At 56.9% G+C, this 20,000-nt stretch carries 18 protein-coding genes; 7 read left to right on the top strand and 11 right to left on the bottom strand.

The window, feature by feature from the left end:
- Positions 1–13: 13 nt before the first annotated feature.
- Positions 14–454: a MarR family winged helix-turn-helix transcriptional regulator gene (locus tag DDA898_RS21215; RefSeq protein WP_038902432.1), complete on the bottom strand. Its 441-nt coding sequence runs from the start codon at positions 452–454 to the stop codon at positions 14–16.
- A 33-nt stretch (positions 455–487) separates the two neighbouring features.
- Between DDA898_RS21215 and DDA898_RS21210 the strand changes: the two genes are divergently transcribed.
- Positions 488–865, top strand: a complete 378-nt coding sequence (locus tag DDA898_RS21210) for a DUF3861 domain-containing protein (RefSeq protein ID WP_013320066.1) — start codon at positions 488–490, stop codon at positions 863–865.
- A gap of 140 nt (positions 866–1,005) precedes the next feature.
- Positions 1,006–1,974 (top strand): glucokinase, encoded by a 969-nt coding sequence (gene glk, locus DDA898_RS21205; protein WP_038902431.1) that lies wholly within the window; start codon positions 1,006–1,008, stop codon positions 1,972–1,974.
- Positions 1,975–2,048: 74 nt separating this feature from the next.
- On the opposite strand, the gene DDA898_RS21200 is transcribed toward glk, so the two are convergent.
- The 6 genes from DDA898_RS21200 to DDA898_RS21175 form a co-directional block, all read right to left on the bottom strand.
- Complete coding sequence (locus tag DDA898_RS21200; protein ID WP_038912308.1) at positions 2,049–3,167, bottom strand: alkylhydroperoxidase domain protein; 1,119 nt, start codon at positions 3,165–3,167, stop codon at positions 2,049–2,051.
- A complete protein-coding gene (locus tag DDA898_RS21195) occupies positions 3,164–4,204 on the bottom strand; it encodes a putative FMN-dependent luciferase-like monooxygenase (protein ID WP_038912307.1) in 1,041 nt (346 codons plus the stop codon). The genes DDA898_RS21200 and DDA898_RS21195 overlap by 4 nt, the downstream gene beginning before the upstream one ends.
- Positions 4,205–4,680: 476 nt before the next feature.
- Positions 4,681–6,345: a dipeptide ABC transporter ATP-binding protein gene (locus DDA898_RS21190; RefSeq protein WP_038912306.1), complete on the bottom strand. Its 1,665-nt coding sequence runs from the start codon at positions 6,343–6,345 to the stop codon at positions 4,681–4,683.
- Positions 6,342–7,202, bottom strand: a complete 861-nt coding sequence (locus DDA898_RS21185) for an ABC transporter permease (RefSeq protein WP_038912305.1) — start codon at positions 7,200–7,202, stop codon at positions 6,342–6,344. Before DDA898_RS21185 ends, DDA898_RS21190 begins: the two co-directional genes overlap by 4 nt.
- 1 nt (position 7,203) lies before the next feature.
- A complete protein-coding gene (locus DDA898_RS21180; RefSeq protein WP_038912304.1) occupies positions 7,204–8,145 on the bottom strand; it encodes an ABC transporter permease in 942 nt (313 codons plus the stop codon).
- A gap of 29 nt (positions 8,146–8,174) precedes the next feature.
- Entirely contained in the window at positions 8,175–9,818 is a 1,644-nt protein-coding gene (locus tag DDA898_RS21175; protein ID WP_038912302.1) for a TIGR04028 family ABC transporter substrate-binding protein, read from the bottom strand.
- A 330-nt stretch (positions 9,819–10,148) separates the two neighbouring features.
- Here DDA898_RS21175 and bhsA point away from each other — a divergent pair, with 330 nt between their 5' ends.
- Positions 10,149–10,400 carry a multiple stress resistance protein BhsA gene (gene bhsA, locus DDA898_RS21170; protein WP_013320057.1) on the top strand — a complete coding sequence of 84 codons (252 nt, stop codon included), beginning with the start codon at positions 10,149–10,151 and terminating at the stop codon, positions 10,398–10,400.
- 509 nt (positions 10,401–10,909) lie between these two features.
- Here the strand turns inward: bhsA and DDA898_RS21165 are convergent.
- On the bottom strand, positions 10,910–12,166 hold the full coding sequence (locus DDA898_RS21165; RefSeq protein WP_038912301.1) for a valine--pyruvate transaminase: 1,257 nt from the start codon (positions 12,164–12,166) through the stop codon (positions 10,910–10,912).
- 392 nt (positions 12,167–12,558) lie between these two features.
- Between DDA898_RS21165 and DDA898_RS21160 the strand changes: the two genes are divergently transcribed.
- Positions 12,559–13,767 (top strand): aldose 1-epimerase family protein, encoded by a 1,209-nt coding sequence (locus DDA898_RS21160; protein WP_038912300.1) that lies wholly within the window; start codon positions 12,559–12,561, stop codon positions 13,765–13,767.
- A 102-nt stretch (positions 13,768–13,869) separates the two neighbouring features.
- On the opposite strand, the gene ghrB is transcribed toward DDA898_RS21160, so the two are convergent.
- Positions 13,870–14,832: a glyoxylate/hydroxypyruvate reductase GhrB gene (ghrB, locus tag DDA898_RS21155; RefSeq protein WP_013320054.1), complete on the bottom strand. Its 963-nt coding sequence runs from the start codon at positions 14,830–14,832 to the stop codon at positions 13,870–13,872.
- Positions 14,833–15,586: 754 nt separating this feature from the next.
- Between ghrB and DDA898_RS21150 the strand changes: the two genes are divergently transcribed.
- Genes DDA898_RS21150 through ptuB form a run of 3 tightly spaced genes read left to right on the top strand, consistent with a single transcriptional unit; the run spans position 15,587 to position 18,821 of the window.
- Positions 15,587–16,525 carry a retron St85 family RNA-directed DNA polymerase gene (locus DDA898_RS21150; RefSeq protein ID WP_038912299.1) on the top strand — a complete coding sequence of 313 codons (939 nt, stop codon included), beginning with the start codon at positions 15,587–15,589 and terminating at the stop codon, positions 16,523–16,525.
- Positions 16,522–18,177, top strand: a complete 1,656-nt coding sequence (ptuA, locus tag DDA898_RS21145; protein ID WP_038912298.1) for a retron Ec78 anti-phage system effector ATPase PtuA — start codon at positions 16,522–16,524, stop codon at positions 18,175–18,177. The genes DDA898_RS21150 and ptuA overlap by 4 nt, the downstream gene beginning before the upstream one ends.
- Positions 18,174–18,821, top strand: a complete 648-nt coding sequence (ptuB, locus tag DDA898_RS21140) for a retron Ec78 anti-phage system effector HNH endonuclease PtuB (RefSeq protein WP_038912296.1) — start codon at positions 18,174–18,176, stop codon at positions 18,819–18,821. The genes ptuA and ptuB overlap by 4 nt, the downstream gene beginning before the upstream one ends.
- A 58-nt stretch (positions 18,822–18,879) precedes the next feature.
- Here the strand turns inward: ptuB and DDA898_RS21135 are convergent, their stop codons facing one another.
- Entirely contained in the window at positions 18,880–19,335 is a 456-nt protein-coding gene (locus DDA898_RS21135; RefSeq protein ID WP_038912295.1) for an N-acetyltransferase, read from the bottom strand.
- Positions 19,332–19,892, bottom strand: a complete 561-nt coding sequence (locus tag DDA898_RS21130) for a DNA-3-methyladenine glycosylase I (protein ID WP_038902415.1) — start codon at positions 19,890–19,892, stop codon at positions 19,332–19,334. Before DDA898_RS21130 ends, DDA898_RS21135 begins: the two co-directional genes overlap by 4 nt.
- Positions 19,893–20,000 lie beyond the last annotated feature (108 nt).

The raw sequence follows: 20,000 nt of genomic DNA, 5'->3' as shown, positions 1-20,000 counted from the left end.
CCTGATGCCGGCGTTATTCCGGCGTCGTCAGGTTGGCCTTCATTTTCTGCAATACCTGCACAAACTGGCGGCGCTCTTCCGGCGTGACGTCGGCAAAAGCGCGCTGCAACAGGTCGGTGCGCGCATCGGCGAAACGGCGATGCGTCTCTTCGCCTTTTGCCGTTAGCGATACCACCTGCGCCCGCCGGTCGGCCGGCGAAGGCTGGCGGGTGATCAGCCCCAGCGTTTCCAGATCTTTCAGCAGACGGGCAATCTGCGCCTTGTCTCGCCCCATGTACTGCGCCAGAAAATGCTGGCTTTGGCCGGGATGACGGGCGATCAGCGCCAGCGTGCGCGCCTGAAACGGGGCGAGGCCCGTCTGCGTCAGCGCGTCGCTCTCCTGCAGACGCTGTTTAAAACCGTGGATCAGTTCTCCCAGTAACTCGAAGGTCTGGGTATCAAGGGTGTCACGCATTAATTTGTTGACCTTATCAACTATTCGGATTATATGGTTGACAATATCAACCATGTGGCGACGCCCGGTCGCCACTCATCGTGCCATTCAATCGCACCACTCAACCGCAAGGATAAAACTATGCCTTATCACTATCGTATCACGCTGGAAAATCTCACCGATAATCGCGACGAAACGCCGCAAAATCGCGCACTGACGTTTGACGTCATCAATCATGACGATATTCTGGAAATCATTGAGAAAGTTCGGTCAAAGGGGATTTTGCCGGACTCGGAAGTCGCCGCGTTCTGCACCGGATTGAAGCTGTTTAGCGAGGTCATGATGACTCATCGCAAAGAGGCTTTGTTCCAGGAATTGGCTCCCGCATTTCGGGACTTTATGCTGCGGCTGAAACGGGGGGAGACGGCCTGATTTATTGCGTCACGTCTCCCTGATGGCATGGACTGCCGGTGAATGTGAGTGAGATTCGGGCGTACTCGCCGTCATCGGCGCGCGGTTTTTTCCGGGCGCTCAAGTACGCATGATGATATTTCAATGGGAGATCGTAATTTATGCATCAGTATGCGCTGGTAGGTGATGTCGGTGGCACCAACGCACGTCTTGCCCTTTGCGAACTGGCGAATGGGCATCTGTCACACAGTAAACAGTACGCGGTTCAGCAGCATGACAGCCTGGAAGCGGCGATTCGTCTGTTTCTGGCGGAACACGCGGATCTCACCATCAAGGAAGCCTGTATTGCCATTGCCTGCCCGGTGACCGACGACTGGGTGGAGATGACCAATCATCACTGGGCGTTCTCCATTGACGCCATGCGGCAGAACCTGGGGTTTGAGCGTCTGGACGTGATCAACGATTTTACCGCCGTCAGCATGGCGATTCCGGTGCTGACGCCGGAGGATGTGATTCAACTGGGCGGCGCCGACGCGGTCGCCGGTAAGCCGGTGGCGGTGTACGGCGCCGGAACCGGGCTCGGCGTGGCGCACCTGCTGCCGGTGAACGGCACGTGGTTAAGCCTGCCGGGTGAGGGCGGTCACGTGGATTTTGCGCCCAACAGCGAAGAAGAGGACATCCTGCTACAGGTATTGCGTCAGGAGCTGGGACACGTCTCCGCCGAGCGCGTGCTGTCCGGGCCGGGGCTGGTGAATATTTACCGGGCGATAGTCAAAGCGGACGACCGGGTGCCGGAAGCGCTGACCCCGCAGGTGGTGTCTGAACGGGCGCTGGCGCACAGCGATGTTGACTGTCTGCGCGCGCTGTCGTTGTTTTGCGTGCTGATGGGGCGCTTTGGCGGCAATCTGGCGCTGACGCTCGGCACCTTCGGCGGCGTCTACATCGCCGGCGGCATCGTGCCGCGTTTTCTGGAATTCTTCCGCAACTCCGGTTTTCGCAGCGCTTTTGAAGACAAAGGCCGTTTCCGCGATTACCTCGCCGATATTCCGGTGTTCATGATCACCCACCCGCAGCCGGGGCTGCTGGGCGCCGGCGCGTACCTGCGTCAGGCGCTGGGTCAGACCCTGTAATCTACTCTCGTCAGCGTCCGGTAACCTTGCGGGTTACCGGATCGTCTGCGCTTTCATCCGCAGAACAACAGCATTTACCGCAGCGGCCAGAACGGTTCGCCCAGCGTCAGCATCAGCCGGTTAGCCCAGGCGAAGAACGCGGTGGACTGAATCAGGTCGAGAATCTCCAGCGTGTCCAACCCCTGCTCGCGCAGCCGCGCCAGATCCTGCGCGTTGGTCTGTGACGGCGTGGTGGACAGCCGGGCGGCGAAGGTGATGATCGTCTGCCAGCGCGCGTCCTGCCCGGCAGCGAGATCGCCGCCCGGCGGCACGTCGAGCAGGCGCTGTACCGCACCGTCCTGTTTCGACAACTGGCTGGCTTTGCGGGCATGCACCGAGGCGCAATAAATACAGCCGTTGACCTTGCTGACCACCGCGGCAGCCAGCTCCCGGTCTTTGCGCGGCAGGCCGCCGGACGTATAGAAAATCCCCTTGTCGGTGAGGGTGCGTTGTTCCAGCACCGGCAGATTACGGCCCAGCAGGCGGAAATAGTCGGAATCGGTATGGCCGAAACGCGCCAGAATCGCCTGCTCGTCGGCGGTGAATGCCGCCAGCGGTTTGGCGGGGATCCACGGTTCCCAGCCCAGTTCGGCCTGTGTAAATGCATCCGGGGCGGTTTTGCCGCTGTGGGTCTGCGGCTGGGTGTGCCAGCGACCGGCGACGGCGGCGGGCACGGAGAGCGCCGGGTCTTCAGCGTGACCGACCAGCAACCGGTAACCGTGCAGCAACCGGCTTTGAAAACTGACAAACGCCACTAACTGCGACAGGGTGACGATATCATCCCCCGACCAACCGGCCTGTTGCAGCGCCTGCAGTTGCTCCGGTTGCGCCGCCACCGGCTGGTGGGTCAGGCGTTCGGCATGTTCCAGCGCCCGGTCCAGCGCCGCATTGGGCGTCGGGGCCGGAAAGTCCGCCAGCCGTTGGGCGTAAAAGTGCTGTAACCGCGTGTTCTGATGCCAGCCGCTGACCTTTTCGGCGATGAAAAAGCGCAGCGCCAACGGCAGGTTACCGTCCTCAGTGTGGCTGAACAGCGCTTCATAACTGCCCTGCGCGTGACGGGTGGCGGCATCGCGGGTGGCTCTGGCTTGCGCCAGCGGTGAATCCGGGGCGATTTCCGCCAGTGTATCCAACATGTCGGATGTTGACTGTGTCATGCGACCTCCTGCCCGGCCGGGCTGGTGTGTTTATCTGTAGCGGGCGACCAGCCCAGCGCGGGCGCTACCCGGGCGGCGATCAGTTCCAGCGAGCGCAGAATATGGGCGTGCGGCGGGTCGATGGAGTGCACCTGAAACGCCAGGTCGGTGGTGCGCGCCAGTGAGCCGTCGGCCTGCAGCGAGGCGATGACGTCTTCCGGCGTGCCGACATGGCTGTCAAACGAGGCGATCAGCTCTTCCACCGAGCCGTTGCGGGCCGGGCGGCCCAACTGGGCCAGCCGGGCGGCGGAGCGTTGCAGCCCGGTTTGCGCCAGTTGCAGCGCCAGCGCCCGATCGTCGGCCACAAACACGCTGCGCGAGCCCATGATGCGCGGCGCGACGCCGGGCGGCAGCGCGTCCAGATAGGCGTCGATCATCGGATTTTGCAGGTCGGCCAGCGTGGCGTCAGGGAAGCCGTCCGGGCGCGGCTGGGTGCGGGACAGCATCAGCCCGTCGCCCGCCTGACCGGCGCGGATGGCGCCTTCCACCGAAAAAGTGGCCTGCCACACGCGGCGGTTGAGGTGCGGTGCGGCCGGGTAAAGCCGGTTGCCGTCGGCGCTCAGCGGTTCGCCCGCCCAGGCGGCGCGCACCTGCGCCAGATAGCGGCCCAGAATCTCGCCGCGCTGTTCGCTGTTGTGGCCGAAGGCGGTAAACGACGACGGCGTACCGCCGGAACCGATGCCGACTTCCAGCCGGCCGTTGCTGAGCAGGTCAAGCACGGCGGTGTCTTCCGCCACCCGCAACGGTTGTTCCATCGGCAGGGTGATCACCCCGGTGCCAAGCCGGATGCGGCGGGTCTGCGCCGCGACCTGCGCCAGAAACACCAGCGGCGACGGCAGGCCGCCTTCGTCGGCGTGAAAGTGATGCTGCGCCACCCAGGCGCTGTCGAAGCCCAACTGCTCGGCTTTGATGATTTGCTCGGCGGCCAGCCGGTAACGCTGCCCGGCGGGCACGTCATCCAGCAGTCGGGTGAAAAACCCCAGACGTTTTTGAGTCATGATTAAATCCTTGGTTTAGGCGTTGTCCTTTGAGGATGTTGGCAAAAAACCGCGTTGTTTTAGCGAGCCATGTCAGAACAGAGAGTGGTTTCGTGCTGGATAAACCGCCTCACCTTCTCTGTCACGTCATCGCACGCACGACAAGGAGAGGTTCAAGCGCCACCTCTCCTTGACCTCGGGCTGGTGGCTAAACTGCGCCGCTACGCGGTGCCTTCGGTATTCGTCACCGCTGTTCGGGCCGCCTATGACGCGGTTACTCGCCCCATTCCTGGGGCTCGCCCTTCGGGCCAGCGTAAACGCTGTTCAAAAACGTTCCCGACGTTTTTGTCCGACGCGGCATGGGCTTTCGCCGCGTCCTGCGGCTCACCCGGCGGTGTCGCCTACCTCAGCGCAGTTTTTGACGCCAGAAAACACACCAACCCGCACTTATTTAGATTTGTCGCCAGCTTGAAGACGCGCTGGTTAGGCTGTGTCTCTTAAGAGACGTGGCGCTGGCCGGGAATCGCGTCGATCAGTTCCCGGGTATAGCGCTCGGCCGGCTGGGCGAAAATTTGCTCGACCGGCCCGGATTCCACCTGTTTGCCGTGATACAGCACGGAAACGGTATCGGCTATCTGCCGCACCACGGCGAGATCGTGGGAAATAAACAGATAGGTCAGCCCCAGCGACGCTTGCAGTTCCTCCAGCAAACGCAGGATCTGGGCTTGTACCGTGACATCCAGCGCCGAGACGGCTTCGTCCAGCACCAGCACTTTCGGCGCCAGCACCAGCGCGCGGGCGATGGCAACCCGCTGGCGTTGGCCGCCGGACAGTTCCGCCGGTCGGCGTTGCAGCAGCGACGCGGGCAGCGCCACCCGCTCGAATATCTCGTGTACCCGGTTGGCCCGCTCTGCCCGGGCGTAGCGGTTAAAATTGCGCAGCGGCTCTTCCACGATGTCGAACAACCGCTGCGACGGGTCGAGCGAGCTGAACGGATTTTGATAAACCAGCTGGATGGTCTGGCGGAACTGGCGCAGCGCTTCGCCGCGCAGCCGGGTAATGTCGGTGCCGTCGATCAGGATGCGGCCGGCGGTCGGGCGCTGGAAACCAAGAATCATGCGCGCGGTGGTGGTCTTGCCGGAACCGGACTCGCCGACAATGGCGTGGGTGGTGCCGGGCGCCACGCTGAACGACACCGCATCCACCGCCCGGAACGGCTGTTTGCGGTTGCCCGCCGGCGGGAATTCCTGCACCAGCTGTTCCACCTGCACAATTAGTTCACAGGGAATGGGTTGACCGGACGCGGCAGGTTGAGCGGCGGCGCGTGACGGACGGCGGGCCGGGGCCAGCGACGGGATGTTCGCCAGCAGGGTGCGGGCGTACTGGCTTTGCGGCGCGCTCAGCACCTGTTGGGTCGGCCCCTGCTTCTGAATATAGCCTTTCTGGAATACCAGCAGGCGGTCGGCGCGCTCGGCGGCGACCGCCAGATCGTGGGTGACGAACAGAATGGCGGTGCCGTTTTCCCGGCGCAGTTCGTCCAGCAGGTCGAGAATGCGTTTTTGCACCGTGACGTCCAGCGCGCTGGTCGGTTCATCGGCGATGATCAGCGCCGGTTTCAGTGCGATGGCGATGGCGATCAACACCCGCTGTTTCATGCCGCCGGAGAGCTCGTGCGGGTACTGGCCGGCGCGCAGCTCCGGCTCGGTCAGCCCGACGCGCGTCAGCAGCGCCAGCGTTTGCCGGCGCAGGCTGTGGCGGTCGCTTTTCTGGTGCAGCCGCAGAATTTCATCCACCTGCTCGCCGATGGTTTTCACCGGGTTGAGCGAACTGCCGGGATCCTGCGGCACCAGGCTCACCACGCGACCGCGAATACTATCCAGCCGCGGTTGCGACCAGCGGCTGATATCGGCACCGTTAAGGCGGATCGCCCCGCGCGTCAGGCGGCCGTTGTCCGCCAGCAGGCCGATCACCGCCTGTGCGGTAGTGGTTTTGCCGGAACCGGATTCGCCCACCAGCGCCACCACTTCGCCGGGTTGGATGGCGAAGGACACGCCTTCCACCACCGTGCGTTCGCCGTCGTCGTCGCGGTAGGCGATGGCGACGTCTTCCAGTTCCAGCACCGGTGTTGTCGTGCTGCTTTGCAAGCTTAGCGGCAGGCTCATCGCGTTGATCTCCGGATTGACTGGCTGATGCGGTTGGTCGCCAACACCACGGCGACCACCAGCAGGCCGGGGAAGGTGGTCAGCCACCAGGCGGTGGCGAGGTAGTTGCGGCCTTCGGCGATCAACAAGCCCCACTCCGGCGTCGGCGGCGGCGCGCCGTAGCCGAGGAAGCTCAGGGTGGCGAGCGCCAGAATCGCGCTGCCGAACTGCAACGCGGCGAACGCCAGCACGCTGGTGAGCGAATTGGGCAGAATGTGGCGCCACAGTACGCCAAAGAAGGTGCCGCCGCTGCCAAACGCCGCTTCGACGTAATCGCTGCGGCGTACGCTCAGCACTTCCGCGCGCACCAGTCGGGTAAAATTCGCCACCGAGGTCACGCCGACCGCGATAGCGGCGTTGAGGTTGCCGAACCCCAGCAGGATGATGACGCTCAATGCCAGCAGCAAGCCGGGGATCGCCAGCAGCACATCGACGCTCCGCATCACCAGCGTATCCAGCCTGCCGCCGACCGCGCCCGCCAGCAGCCCCAGCAGGCTGCCGAACACCAGACCCAGCGACACGGCGATCACCGCGCCGGACAGCGAATGCGCCGAACCGTAGACGATGCGGGTGTAGAGGTCGCGCCCCAGTTGGTCGGTGCCGAGCAGGTAGTCGCCGCCCGGCGCCAGCCGCTGCGCGCCCGGTACGCCCTCAATCGGCGACGCGTGGGTAAACAGACTAGGGAAAAGCGCCCACAGCGTTACCGTCAGCAGCACCAGCCAGGCAAGCGCCAGACCGGGTTGCGCGGCGTAACGGCGCAGGCGCGGCGTCTTGCGCAGCAGCGGAAAAGCGATTTTTTCCAGTTGAATGCTCGCCATATCACACCTCCGAGGCGGTTTTCAGACGCGGATCAAGCCACGGGTAAAGCAGGTCGACCAGCAGGTTGACCGCCACGAACGCCGTCGCGGAAACCAGCACGATGGCCTGCAATACGCTGGCGTCCTGGGTGTTGACCGCTTCCTGCGTCAACTGGCCCAGCCCGCTGCGGCCGAACACGGTTTCGGTAATCAGCGCCCCGGCGATCAGCTCGCCCAGCAGCAGGCCCGCCAGCGTCAGCGCCGGCAGCATGGCGTTGCGCGCCACGTGGCGCCACAGCACGCCGCGACGGCTCAGACCCTTGGCGCGCGCCACCGCCACGAACGGCTGCGTCAGCACCTGATCGATGCTGCGCATCAGCACCTGGGCGATGGGGGCGGCAATCGGCACCGAGAGCGTCAGCACCGGCAGAACCAGCCCTTCCCACTCGCCGGGGTTGATCACCGAAATCCATCCCAGCCGGAAGGAAAACACCTGAATCAGCACGATGCCTAGCCAGAAGGTGGGGATGGATATCAGCAGCGACGGCACCGACTGAAACAGCTGGCGCAGCCAGGCGAACGGGGTCAGCGCCGAGAGAAACGCCAGCGCGAACGCCAGCAGCAGCGCCGCGCCGAACCCCAGCACCGCCAGCAGCAATGTCGGCGGCAGGTTAGTCGCCAGCAGGTCGCTGACCGGCAGCCCAGCTTGCAGCGACAGCCCGAAGTCGCCGTGCAGCAGGCGCGACAGCGACGCCGCGTACTGGGTCAGCAGCGGCACATCAGCGCCGTAGGCCAGCCGCAGTTCGGCTATCTGGCTGGCGCTTAATCCCAGCTCCGGGCTCATGAATTTGATCAGCACCGCATCGCCCGGCAGCGCCTGCAGCAGCATGAACGACAGGGTAAATGCCGCCCACAGCACCAGCAGCGCCTGCCCGAGGCGTGTCGCCAGATAGGTTATCCGCACGTTTTGCCCTCCGTCGTCGGTTTGCCCGGTTACTTGTCCAGCCAGGTGTTGTAGAAACTGGGGCGGCCCACGGCTTCAAAGCCGATCCCTTTGGTAGCGGTGCGCCCGGCGAACACCTGCGGTTCTTCAAAAATTGGAATCACGTACGCCTGATCGATCAGGTAGTTCTGTACTTCGCCCACCAGCGCCAGCCGTTTGCTGCGATCGGTGGCGGAGGCGATGCCGTCCAGCAGCGTGTTGAGGTGCGCGTCTTCAAAGGTTTTCACCTTGTCGCTGGCGCCGCCTTTTTGCAGCAGCACGTTGCGCAGCGTCGGGTAATACTGGCTTTTCAGCACATCCGGGTCGGCGCGGCCCACCATGCCCGGCGACACGCCGGTTTTCAGCGGGTCGAGACTGTCGACGGTTTTGGTGCCCGCGTCGCCCGCCAGCACGTTCAGTTTCACGCCCACTTTGGCCCACTGCTGCGCCACCAGTTGCAGCATCTCTTTGTTTTGCGGCTGCGGCGGCGATTCGTAAGCGGTCAGCACTAGCGACTGGCCGTCTTTCTGGCGGACGCCCTGCGCGCCGGCTTTCCAGCCCGCGTCGTCCAGCAGGCGGGCGGCGGCGGCCGGGTCGAACGTCAGTTTGTCGGCGAGGTTGACGTAGCCGGCGGCGGTTTTCGCCAGCACCGAGGTCGCCTGCGGGTAGTTATCGGAGTAGAGCGTCTGGATGATTTCTTTCGGGTTGGTGGCGTAACGCAGCGCCTGACGCACGCGGATATTCGCCACCAGCGGGTTGTCCGGGCGGAAGTTGACGCTGTTATTCACGCCGCGGGTGGGCGCGGCGTAGATCCGTATGCCTTCGCTCTGCACCCGCTTTTCGTCATAAGCCTGAATCTGGCGGATGAAATCCGCCTGACCGGACACCAGCGCGCCGATGCGCACGCTGTCTTCCGGCGTCACCAGATAAGTGATGCCGTCCAGATAGGGGCGGCCCTGATGGGTGAACTTCACCGGCGCCCAGTTGTAATCTTTGCGCGCCGCCAGTTTCAGCTCGCGTCCCGGTTTTTCGCTGCTGACCACAAACGGGCCGGAGCCGATGATGCGGGTGGCGTCGCCCAACTGGTTGAAGTTGCGCGCCAGCGTGCTCAGCGACACCAGCCCGGAACCGATGGCGGCGGTGCCTTGCAGGAAGCCGGGCGACGGTTTTTTGAAGTAGAACTTCACCGTCAGCGGGTCGATGACTTCGCTGCGCAAATAGTTATTGATCACTTCGGAAACCGGCTGGTTCAGTTCCTTGTTGCCCAGCCCGTAGGTGTCGAAATTTTTAGCGACGGCGTTGGCATCCAGCGGGGTGCCGTCGGAGAAGGTGACGCCGGGGCGCAGCGTGAAGGTGTATTCGGTACTGTCGGCGTTGATAGTCCAGGATTCGGCGATCCAGGGCTCGATTTCCAGCGTTTCCGGGTTCTGGTAGGTCAGCTTGTCGGTGATTTGGTTGAGGATGCCGCCGTTGGGGTAAAAACCGCCTGCGGGCGGATACAAATTGGTGTGCGGCTGTTGTTCCAGATAGATCAACGTACCGCCGGTTTTGGGCGACGCGTCGGCGGCCAGCGCCTGCGCGCCATTCCCCAGTAGTGCTAATGAAACAAGCAGACCAATCCCCCGCTTCTGCCGAGCGTTCAAGAAACCAGACATGGTTTTTTCCTTTTAGTTATCAGAGTGCTATCAGCCGCTGTGCAGGTGATGTCAGGGCTGGGAAAAGGCTGTCATACGAAAGGGATACTTCCACAGGCATGCGGAAACCACAAAGTACAATACCGGTAATAAATATCTGGTTTTGGGGTAAGTGGAGGTGGGGAGAAAATCGTCGAAATCGCGGGTTTTTTTATTTCATAAAATTTGAATGATATCTACAAATAAACCCGTTTTTAACGCGCCGGCAACAGGTCTATTATCACTTTCATCGAAGGCGATAACGCCTCCAGTTAAGAACACTAACCGAATTCAATGTGAAGGATATTGACCATGAAAGCTATCAAAAATATTGTTGCAGTTATCGCCCTGGCTACCGTTTCTTTCGGCACCTTTGCTGCGACAGAAGTACAGCACAGCGCCAGCCAGTCCGTCGGCACCGTGAGCGCCACCGCCGGTACGCTGGACGGTCTGCAAGCCAGCCTGTCTGAAAAAGCCAACGCAGCCGGCGCTAAATCATTCCGCATCATCTCCGCGACCGGTAACGACAACCAACTGCGCGGTGTCGCAGAAATCTACAACTGATAATCGGTTTCCCAGTTGCTCAGGCCGCCTTCGGGCGGCTTGAGGCTGTTGGCAAACAGCTATGTTGTCTTGTGAATGGTGAAGTTTGTCCGGTCAGTGAATAGTTTCGTGCGGTATAAGCGGTGTAATTTCTTTGCTGTTTCATCGCACGCACGACAAGGAGAGGTTCAAACGCCACCTCTCCTTGACCACTGGCTGGAGGCTAAACTGCGGCGCTGTGCGCTACCTTCGGCATTCGCCTTCGCTGTTCGGGCCGCCCGTGACGCGGTTACTCGCCCCATCCCTGGGGCTCGCCCTGCGGGCCAGCGTAAACGCTGTTCAAAAACGTTCCCAACGTTTTTGTCAGACGCGGCACGGGCTTTCGCGACGTCCTGTCGCTCACCCGGCGAAGTCGCCCACCTCAGCACAGTTTTTGACGCCGGAAAAATGCTTCATCCTGTACTTAAGGACTTTGTCGGCAATCTGAGGCCGCCTTCGGGCGGCTTTTTTGTGTCCGGAATGTTCAGATATCAGATGCCGCCTTCTTTCCGCGCCCGCTCTACTTCTTCGGCCAGAATGGCGACGCCCTGCTCGATTTTTTCCGGTTCCGGCACATAGTTCATGCGCAGGCACTGGTGAGCGTGCGGCCATTCCTGTTCCAGACCGGGGAAGAAGTAATGGCCCGGCACCATCAGCACGCCGCGCTGTTTCAGCCGCTGGTACAGCACGTCGGTGGTGATCGGCAGGTCTTTGAACCACAGCCACAGGAAAATCGCCCCTTCCGGTTTGTGGATCAGGCAGATTTCCGGCGACAGATAGCGACGGATGATGGCGATGGTCTGTTCCACCCGCTGACGGTAAAACGGCCGCACCACATCGTTGGACAGCCGCAGCAGGTCGCCGCGCTGGATCATCTCGTGCGCCAGCGCCGGGCCGATGGAGCCGGGCGCCAGGCTGACGATGCCGTTCATGTTGCCCAGCGCTTCGATTAGCTGCTCCGAACCGATCACGATGCCGCAGCGCGAACCGGGCAGGCCGAGTTTCGACAGGCTCATGCACAGGATGGTGTTCGGGTTCCACAGCGGCGTGGCGTCGCTGAAAATAATGCCGGGGAACGGCACGCCGTAGGCGTTGTCGATCACCAGCGGGATCTGATGTTCGCGGGCCAGCGCATCCAGATGCTGTAACTCTTCGTCGGTCAGCACGTTGCCGGTGGGGTTGGTGGGCCGCGAGACGCAAATCATGCCGATGTCGTCGGTGATGCGCAGTTGCTCGAAGTCGACGTGGTATTTGAATTGCCCTTCGGGCAATAGCTCAATCTGCGGGCGAACGGAGACGAACATGTCCTCATCCAGCCCGGAATCGGCGTAACCGATGTATTCCGGCGCCAGCGGGAACAGCACCCGGCGGCGCTGGCCGTCGTCGGTGCGGCCGGCAAACAGGTTGAACAGGTAGAAAAACGCGCTCTGGCTGCCGTTGGTCAGTGCAATATTCTGTGGTCCAATCTCCCAGCCCAGTTGTTCGCGCAGCAGGCCGGAGAGCGAATGCAGCAGCTCATCTTTGCCTTGCGGGCCGTCGTAGTTGCACAGCGCATCCGTCAGTTTTCCTTGATCCAGCAGGTCGCGACACAGCTGCTGAAAGTAATCGTCCATGGCCGGGATATGGGCCGGATTGCCGCCGCCCAGCATGATGGCGCCGGGGGTACGCAGCCCGTCGTTCAGGTCGTCCATCAGTTGGGTAATGCCGGCATGGCGGGTAAATTTGTTGCCGAAACGGGAAAAGTTCATAGTTTGTCAATAAAGGGTGAAGCACAGGTAAACCGACACCTTAGCGCGCGTGTCGGGCAGGTGCAATCGTAACGGAAAACCCTTATCCACTCTTTATGCTGTCTATTTTCGTTATTACGGAATAGTTAACTGCTACGGTTGCTGGCTGCTTCAGCGCAACCCACTCGAATGACGCCAAAAGCTGAACGCGCGTCAGCTTTTGTCTGATTCCTCTCACGTTTTTTCTGCAAAAACACTAACCATGCTTAGTAATTTTGTGATGAACAATCCAAATTTATCGCGAAAAAATGGCAGTTGGTTATCTGGTGATAGCAGTCACATTCTCCCGTCAGCCGGATTTGTAGTCTTTTAGCTCCACAGGCTTAATCAATTCAGCTAGAAGGACGCATGGGATGAAAAATGTACTGGCAATAAGTATCGCTCTGGCGCTGGTTTCCTGGCAGGCATCGGCTCAGACCTTTGTGCTGACGGACGTTGAAAGCAGCACCGAGAAAGGAAACTGGCAGATCAGCAGCGACGCGCTGAAGATCAAGGATCAGCGCTTCAGCATCGAGCAAAAAGTGCTGCACGGCGGGCGTCAGGAAGGCAGCAAAATTCTCACCATCACCAGTCCGAACGGGCTGAAAATCACCCTTAGCCCGACCCGTGGCATGGATTTGCTGCATGTCACCGGTAAAAACATCCGGCTGGGCTGGGATTCACCGGTGGACGAGGTGGTGAACCCGAATACGATTACGCTGGAAAGCCGCAACGGACTGGGCTGGCTGGAAGGTTTCAATGAGATGATGGTGCGCTGCGGTTATGAGTGGACCGGCCACCCGGTCACCAGCGACGGTATGATTTACACCCTGCACGGCCGCGCAGGTAATACGCCGGCGTCGAAAGTGCTGGTGGACGTCAGCGACAAGGCACCTTACACCATCACGGTGCGCGGTTTGCTGAAGGAAAACAGCTTTAAGAAATCCAATCTCGAAACCTGGACTGAACTGCGTTACGTGCCGGGCAGCGAGTCGTTTACCGTACACGATGTGTTGACCAACAAGTCGGATTACGCCCGCGACTATCAGATCATCTACCACAGCAATTTTGGTACGCCGATTCTGGAAGACGGCGCGCGTTTCCTGGCGCCGGTGAAAGAGATTTCGCCGTTCAACGACTACGCCAAAGCGGGTCTGAAAAGCTGGCAGACGTATAAAGGGCCGACCAAAGACTTCGACGAGATGGTGTTTAACATGACGCCGTACGCGGATAACGAGGGTAAAACCCTGGCCGCGCTGGTGAACCGCGCCGGCGACAAAGGGGTGTCCATCGCCTTTGATACCCATCAGTTGCCGCTGCTGACGCTGTGGAAAAACACCGACACCCTGAAACAGGGCTATGTCACCGGCATCGAGCCCGGCACCAATTACGCCTACCCGGTCACCATCGAACGTCAGCAGGGACGGGTGAAGAAGCTGCAACCCGGCCAGAGCACTACTTTTGAGCTGACCTACAGCCTGTTGAGCAGCCCGGCGGCGGTACAGCAAACCGAGCAGAAAGTGAAAGCGATTCAGGGCGATCGCACCACCACGCTGACCGAAAAACCGATCGCGGTGGAGTGATCGATCTTAGCGTAGCTTAAGGTCAGGGTTCATGCCGTTATTCCCCCTTCCTGATATCCGGAAGGGGGAATATTGAATTGATAACGGAGGTAACTGGCTGAATTACTTCAGCACGTCCGGATTGACGCAGTTCTCTTTGACATTGCCGCTCAGTGCGGCGATCAGGTTGTCCACCGCGCAGGCCGACATGTTATAGCGGGTTTCATGGGTGGCCGAGCCGATATGCGGCAGCGCGACCACGTTGGGCAGCTTCAGCAGCGGCGAGTCTACCGGCAGCGGTTCCTGCTCGAACACATCCAGCCCGGCAGCGTAAATAGTGCCGTCGGTCAGCGCTTCAATTAACGCCGGTTCGTCGATAACCGGGCCGCGGCCGATGTTGATCACAATCGCGCTGGATTTCATTTTCTTCAACTGTTCGCGGCCGATCAGATGGTGGGTCTGCGGGGTCAACGGCAGGGTGATGCACAGAAAATCCGACTCCGCCAGCAAGCCGTCGAGGTCGCGGTAACCGGCGTTGAAGCGGGTTTCCGCTTCCTGATGATGACGGCGGGCGTGGTACAGCACCGGCATGCCAAAGCCCAGATGCGCGCGCTGCGCCACCGCCAGGCCGATGCGCCCCATACCCAGAATACCGATGGTTTTGTGGTGCACGTCAATGCCAAACCAGTCTTTATCGACACTGGTTTTCCACTCTCCGGCTTTAACCCGCTCTGCGACTTCCAGCCCGCGGCGGGCGGTCATCAGCATCAGCGTCAGCACCGCATCCGCCACTGTTTCCGTCAGAGCGGTCGGCGTGTGCATCAGCAGCGCCCCTTTGTCGTTAAGGGTGGCGAGATCGATATTGTCGTAGCCGACAGAGATGGTGGAAACGGCGCGCAGGCGCGGCAAATGGGAGAGAAATTCCCGGCTAACCGTGGCGCCGGAGCCGATCAATCCTTCCACCCGTTCAAGTACGGGGTGATCGACCGGCGGCAGCCCGTTGAATTCATGCACGGTGGCGTATTGCTCAAGGCGGGCGCGCAGCGCGTCAGGGATACTTCTGTAGAGGATCACTTCAGGTTTCATCAGTTCACTCCGGCTGATAGGCGATTGTCTGATTAAAACGACGCTTGTATTTAAAAGCGGTCTTTTAAAAAAGGGTGCTCTACTAGCTTCGCATATTGATGCCCGGTCTTTGCCGTGCCATCGCCCAAAAACGATTGGAGGATTCAATAAAATATCATGATAAACAATCAGATATTATTATTTTTTATCTCTTAACGTGTCGAGTTGTGAGGTGATATAGCTCTCCCGCACAGGGGCTGCCCAGCTTGTAGTACAACAACCGGCCTGATGAAACGCAACCGTTATCAAGCGTTAAGTAACATCATAAATGGTAAAGATAACCCTCCAGATGAAGGGAAGTTTTATGAAGTTTTTCAGCGCGATACTGTGGCACCTGACAACCTGAAAGAGTGATGCCCAGTTTGACTGTAGGTACCAATCAGGCCCAAATCTTATCCTCCCAAATCATCGTTCACGACTTGCATATTTTATCATGCATTATAGATTACATTTCAAGTAATTATATGAAATTAAACAAGAAAAACGGAGTTGTTTATAGTGGGATAGTGAGTTAAGCTTACGAAGCTCTTTAGTGTTGGACGTATTACGTCTTGTCGGGTGATTAGCCAGACACTAATTTATTGAACGTATTTAGGGTTGCGAAAGTGTCGCAACCTGAATTCGTTCCTCCTTCAGGTTGCGACACTTTCGCTTCCTCTAGTAAAGAGTCGAGCCCGGAAGCACCTTTGCTACCGGGCTTTTTATAGGTAAAGTCATGCAGATTATCAAAGCGTTAGCTGCGATCTTACGGCAAAGTGAGTCGGATGTAAGACTCTATCTGCAAAACGCCCCTCTCAAGTACAAGGTCTATCGAATCCCCAAACGAACGAATGGATTCAGGATCATCGCTCAGCCAGCTAAAGCTCTTAAAGAGTATCAGCGAGCGTTGATACAGCTTTACTCATTTCCTGTTCATGATGTTGCTATGGCATATCGGAAGGGTAAAAGTATCCGAGATAATGCGATCGCTCATGCCAACAACCGGTACCTTTTGAAAACAGATCTGGAGGATTTTTTTAATTCAATCACTCCTACAGTTTTTTGGCACTGCTTCGAGCAGTGTTCTGTAGATACCCCACAATTTTCTACGCAAGACAAAAATTACGTGGAGAAAATCTTATTTTGGCAACCAGTAAAACGCAGCAAACATACGTTGATGCTGAGCGTGGGGGCTCCTTCATCTCCAACTGTCTCAAATTTCTGCCTCTATGAGTTTGATCGGTTGTTGAGTGACGAATGCCTGAGATTGGATATTGTTTATACAAGATATGCTGATGACCTAACGTTTTCCACTAACACACCAAACCTGTTGAGGTTATTACCCTCTTTTATTCAGGTATTGCTAACGAAACTATATAAAAATGCTTTGCGGTTGAATCATGGCAAAACGGTATTCTCATCAAAGGCATACAACCGTCACGTCACCGGTATCACGCTTAATAATGAAGGACAGTTATCTTTGGGCCGTGAACGGAAGCGCTTTATAAAGCATCTAATCAATCAGTACAAATACGGCTTACTGGATGAAGCTGATATAGGATATCTGTGTGGCCTTCTGGCTTTTGTTAATCATATCGAACCCGAGTTCATTATAAAAATGAATGAAAAGTATACTGTTTCTTTAATCAGCAGTATCCACAGGAGCAATCAATGACTAAACAACTTGAAAGAAGAGCTAAGGGAGGGAATTTGCTTTCTGCATTTGAGCTTTATCAGCATTTTTCCAAAAGCGACACTCCCGATAGCAAAGAAAAAGCCAGGGAGTGGTTTGATCGCTGCTGGCGCTACTTGCAGGTTGGTGAGGTAAACGAATTAAACATATTTCGTCCCGAAAATGATTTCTATCTACGTTCTTTATCATTGACTGACTTTCGTCGTTTTGCGTTTTTGGACATGAATTTCGAAGACGATCTCACCGTGATTATCGGTAACAATGGTGAAGGAAAAACCAGTATTCTTACTGCAATTGCCAAAACACTAAGCTGGTTTAGCGCAAATATTCTAAAAGAAGACGGCATTGGTCAGCGTTTGAACGAAATAACGGATATCAGAAATGGTTCTGAAAAAAAATATGCTGATATAAATAGTAATTTCTATTTTGGTAAGGGGCTAAAAAATATACAAGTTCGACTTTCGAGATCTGCACCGGGAACGTCTACGCGACGGGATGGGATCGTCAAATCGGTCAAAGAAGTATCAGATATATGGCGGATAGTAAATGCGCATGAAACTGTGAATCTTCCAATATTTGCATTTTATTCTGTCGAACGTTCTCATCCATTCAATAAATTAACAAAAGACGCTGGGGAACTGAGACTGAGGGAAGAACGCTTTGATGCATATACCAATGCCTTAGCTGGGGCTGGGCGTTTCGATCATTTTATAGAATGGTTTATCGCACTGCATAAACGAACCGCCGATGATGTGTCTGTTTCAGTTGACATATTGCGTCAGCAAGTCAGCGAGTTACAAGTATCGATTGATAATGGTCTGTTATCGGTAAAACCTTTACTTGAGCAGACTAAGATGAAGCTTAATGAATTAATATCAAAAGAACGAAAAAACAATAATCTGCCAGAATCTTTACAGAAAAAATTAATTGTTTATGCTATTAGCACTGTAGTGCCAAGTATCAGTGATATTTGGGTTGAAACGTCTTCCGGTGTCGATGTGGTTAAGGTTATCAATGACGGTAAACAGGTAATAGTTGAGCAACTTTCTGACGGACAACGTGTTTTCCTTAGTTTAGTCGCCGATCTTGCCCGACGGATGATTATGCTAAATCCGCTAATGAAAAACCCGTTCGAAGGAAGAGGCATTATATTGATTGATGAGATTGAGCTTCATCTTCATCCCAAGTGGCAGCAAGATGTAATTGAAAATCTGAGAAAAGTCTTTCCCAATGTCCAACAAATCATAACTACACACAGCCCTATAGTACTTTCAACTGTTGACAAAAGATGCATACGACAATTCAGAGACGATGGAGATGAGACTGAAGTAGTACTTGATTCGCCAAAGTTTCAAACTAAAGGTGTAATTAACTCTGACATTCTTGAACAGGTTATGAACGTGTTTGCATTACCGCCTCGTGTTGCAGAGTCTCATTGGGTTGGGGATTTTGAGGTTATATTGGAGCAAGGCGATTACGAAAATAACCTCGAAGCTAAAGAGTTATATAAAAAAATAAGCGAACACTTCGGGCCGGATAGTTTCGAACTGAAGAGATGCGATAGCCTAATTCGAATCAAGTCAATGAAGCTGAGGGCACTAGCAAGGAAGCAGGATAAGGGTCGGCAAGGATGAAAAAATTAGATAGGTCTGAAGCTCCAGAATGCTTAAATCAACTAATCGCTGGTCATGATCATTGGGGCGCTGCGAATAAGGATGAAATCTGGACTGCCTTGGATGCTATGCAACATGGTTTTTGTGCCTATTGTGAATGCCGTTTAAATCGTAAACACATTGAGCATTTCAGAACGCGTGAAGAGCATGCTGATTTAATTTTTGACTGGGCAAATCTGTTCGGCTCTTGCGGTGATACTTCGCAGAAGGGTGGATGGTTGCGTTGTGGGATTTATAAAGATAACGGCGCTGGTGGATATAGACCTGAGAATTTGATTAAACCGGATGAGGAAAATCCGTCATTCTTTCTTCATTTTTTGACGACTGGGAAGGTTCGCCCCCGTACTGGTCTTACCGATGCTGAGCATGTAAGGGCTTCGGAAACTATTCGTGTTTTTAATTTAAATGATGACACTGTTTTGTTTAATAGCAGGAAACAAGCTATTAACGCGGAACTTAAAGAAATTGAAGAGTTTTACAGTCTGGAAAATGAACTAACAGAAGAAGAGTTGGATGAGCTTTTACAGGAGACATTGTCAAGGGTATATGCTCTTGAGTTCAGTACTGCTCTCACCCATGCCTGGAGTTATAACGAGCAATATTAAGGTGACGCTGGATCGTCAGCGTCGTGCTAACCGTCTCCCCGGTTACCCAAAACCAGATTCAGGACATGACGGAGGCGAGCAGCTCTTGATCCTGCCAGTGCATGACAAGCAGGTTAGCCTGGGTTTCGGGTTGATAGCTTTCCTGCACGGTAATAAACCCCTGTTTGCGGTAAAAGGTGCAGGCGCGGCGGTTTTGTTGGTAGACCTCCAGGCTGAGCATGGGAAAGCGGTGTTGGATGTGCTGCATCAGCGCGGCGCCCACGCCCTGGCCGTACAGGTTGTGGTGGACAAACAGCGCGCCGATAAAACGCTGATCCATCACGCTGATAAAACCGCCGATGCCCTGCGCATCCTCATAAATCCAGGTCTGCGAGTGGGGAATATAGTGCCCGCGCACCAGTTCCTCGCTTTCCAGCCAATAGCGCGGCGAGATAAACGGATGCGCCAGCGTCGTGCTTTCCAGCCATAACACCACCAGCGGTTCCAGGTCCTGCGGCCGGTAGGGTCGGATCACGACGCCTCCGGGTGGCAGAAGCACGCGGTGGTATGATCGTTCACCAGCCCGGCGGCCTGCATAAAGGCGTAGCAGATGGTGGACCCGATAAAGGTAAAGCCGCGTTTTTTCAGCGCTTTGGACATCGCGTCCGACACGGCGGTTTTCGCCGGCACGTCGGCCAGCGCCGCGGGGTGATTGATCACCGGTTGATGGTTGACGAACGACCAGATAAAGGCGGCGAAATCTTCCCCTTGCTGTTGCATCGCCAGCCAGGCGCGGGCGTTGCGGATAATAGCTTCGATTTTACCGCGATGGCGAATGATGCCGGGGTCCAGCACCAGCCGGTTTACGTCGTCGTCGGTCATGGCCGCGACGCGGTGAGGATCGAATCCGTGGAAGCAGCGGCGGTAGTGCTCGCGCTTTTTGAGCACGGTTATCCACGACAGCCCGGCCTGCTGGCCTTCCAGACAAAGCAGTTCAAACAGCGCCCGGCCGTCGGTGCAGGGTTTTCCCCACTCGTTGTCATGGTAATCCTGATACAGCGTATCCTGCGTGACCCATCCACAGCGTGTCATCCTCTTCTCCCTTACTCCACGGTTGTTATCTACAGACAGTGTTTATCTGCAGACATTGGCTATCCACCGGCATTGCTACTCACCGGCATTGTTGGTATTGATGATGGC

Source organism: Dickeya dadantii NCPPB 898, assembly GCF_000406145.1.
Taxonomy (GTDB): domain Bacteria; phylum Pseudomonadota; class Gammaproteobacteria; order Enterobacterales; family Enterobacteriaceae; genus Dickeya; species Dickeya dadantii.
The sequence above is the reverse complement of the archived record's forward strand: the minus strand, read 5'-3'. Positions and strand labels throughout refer to the sequence as shown.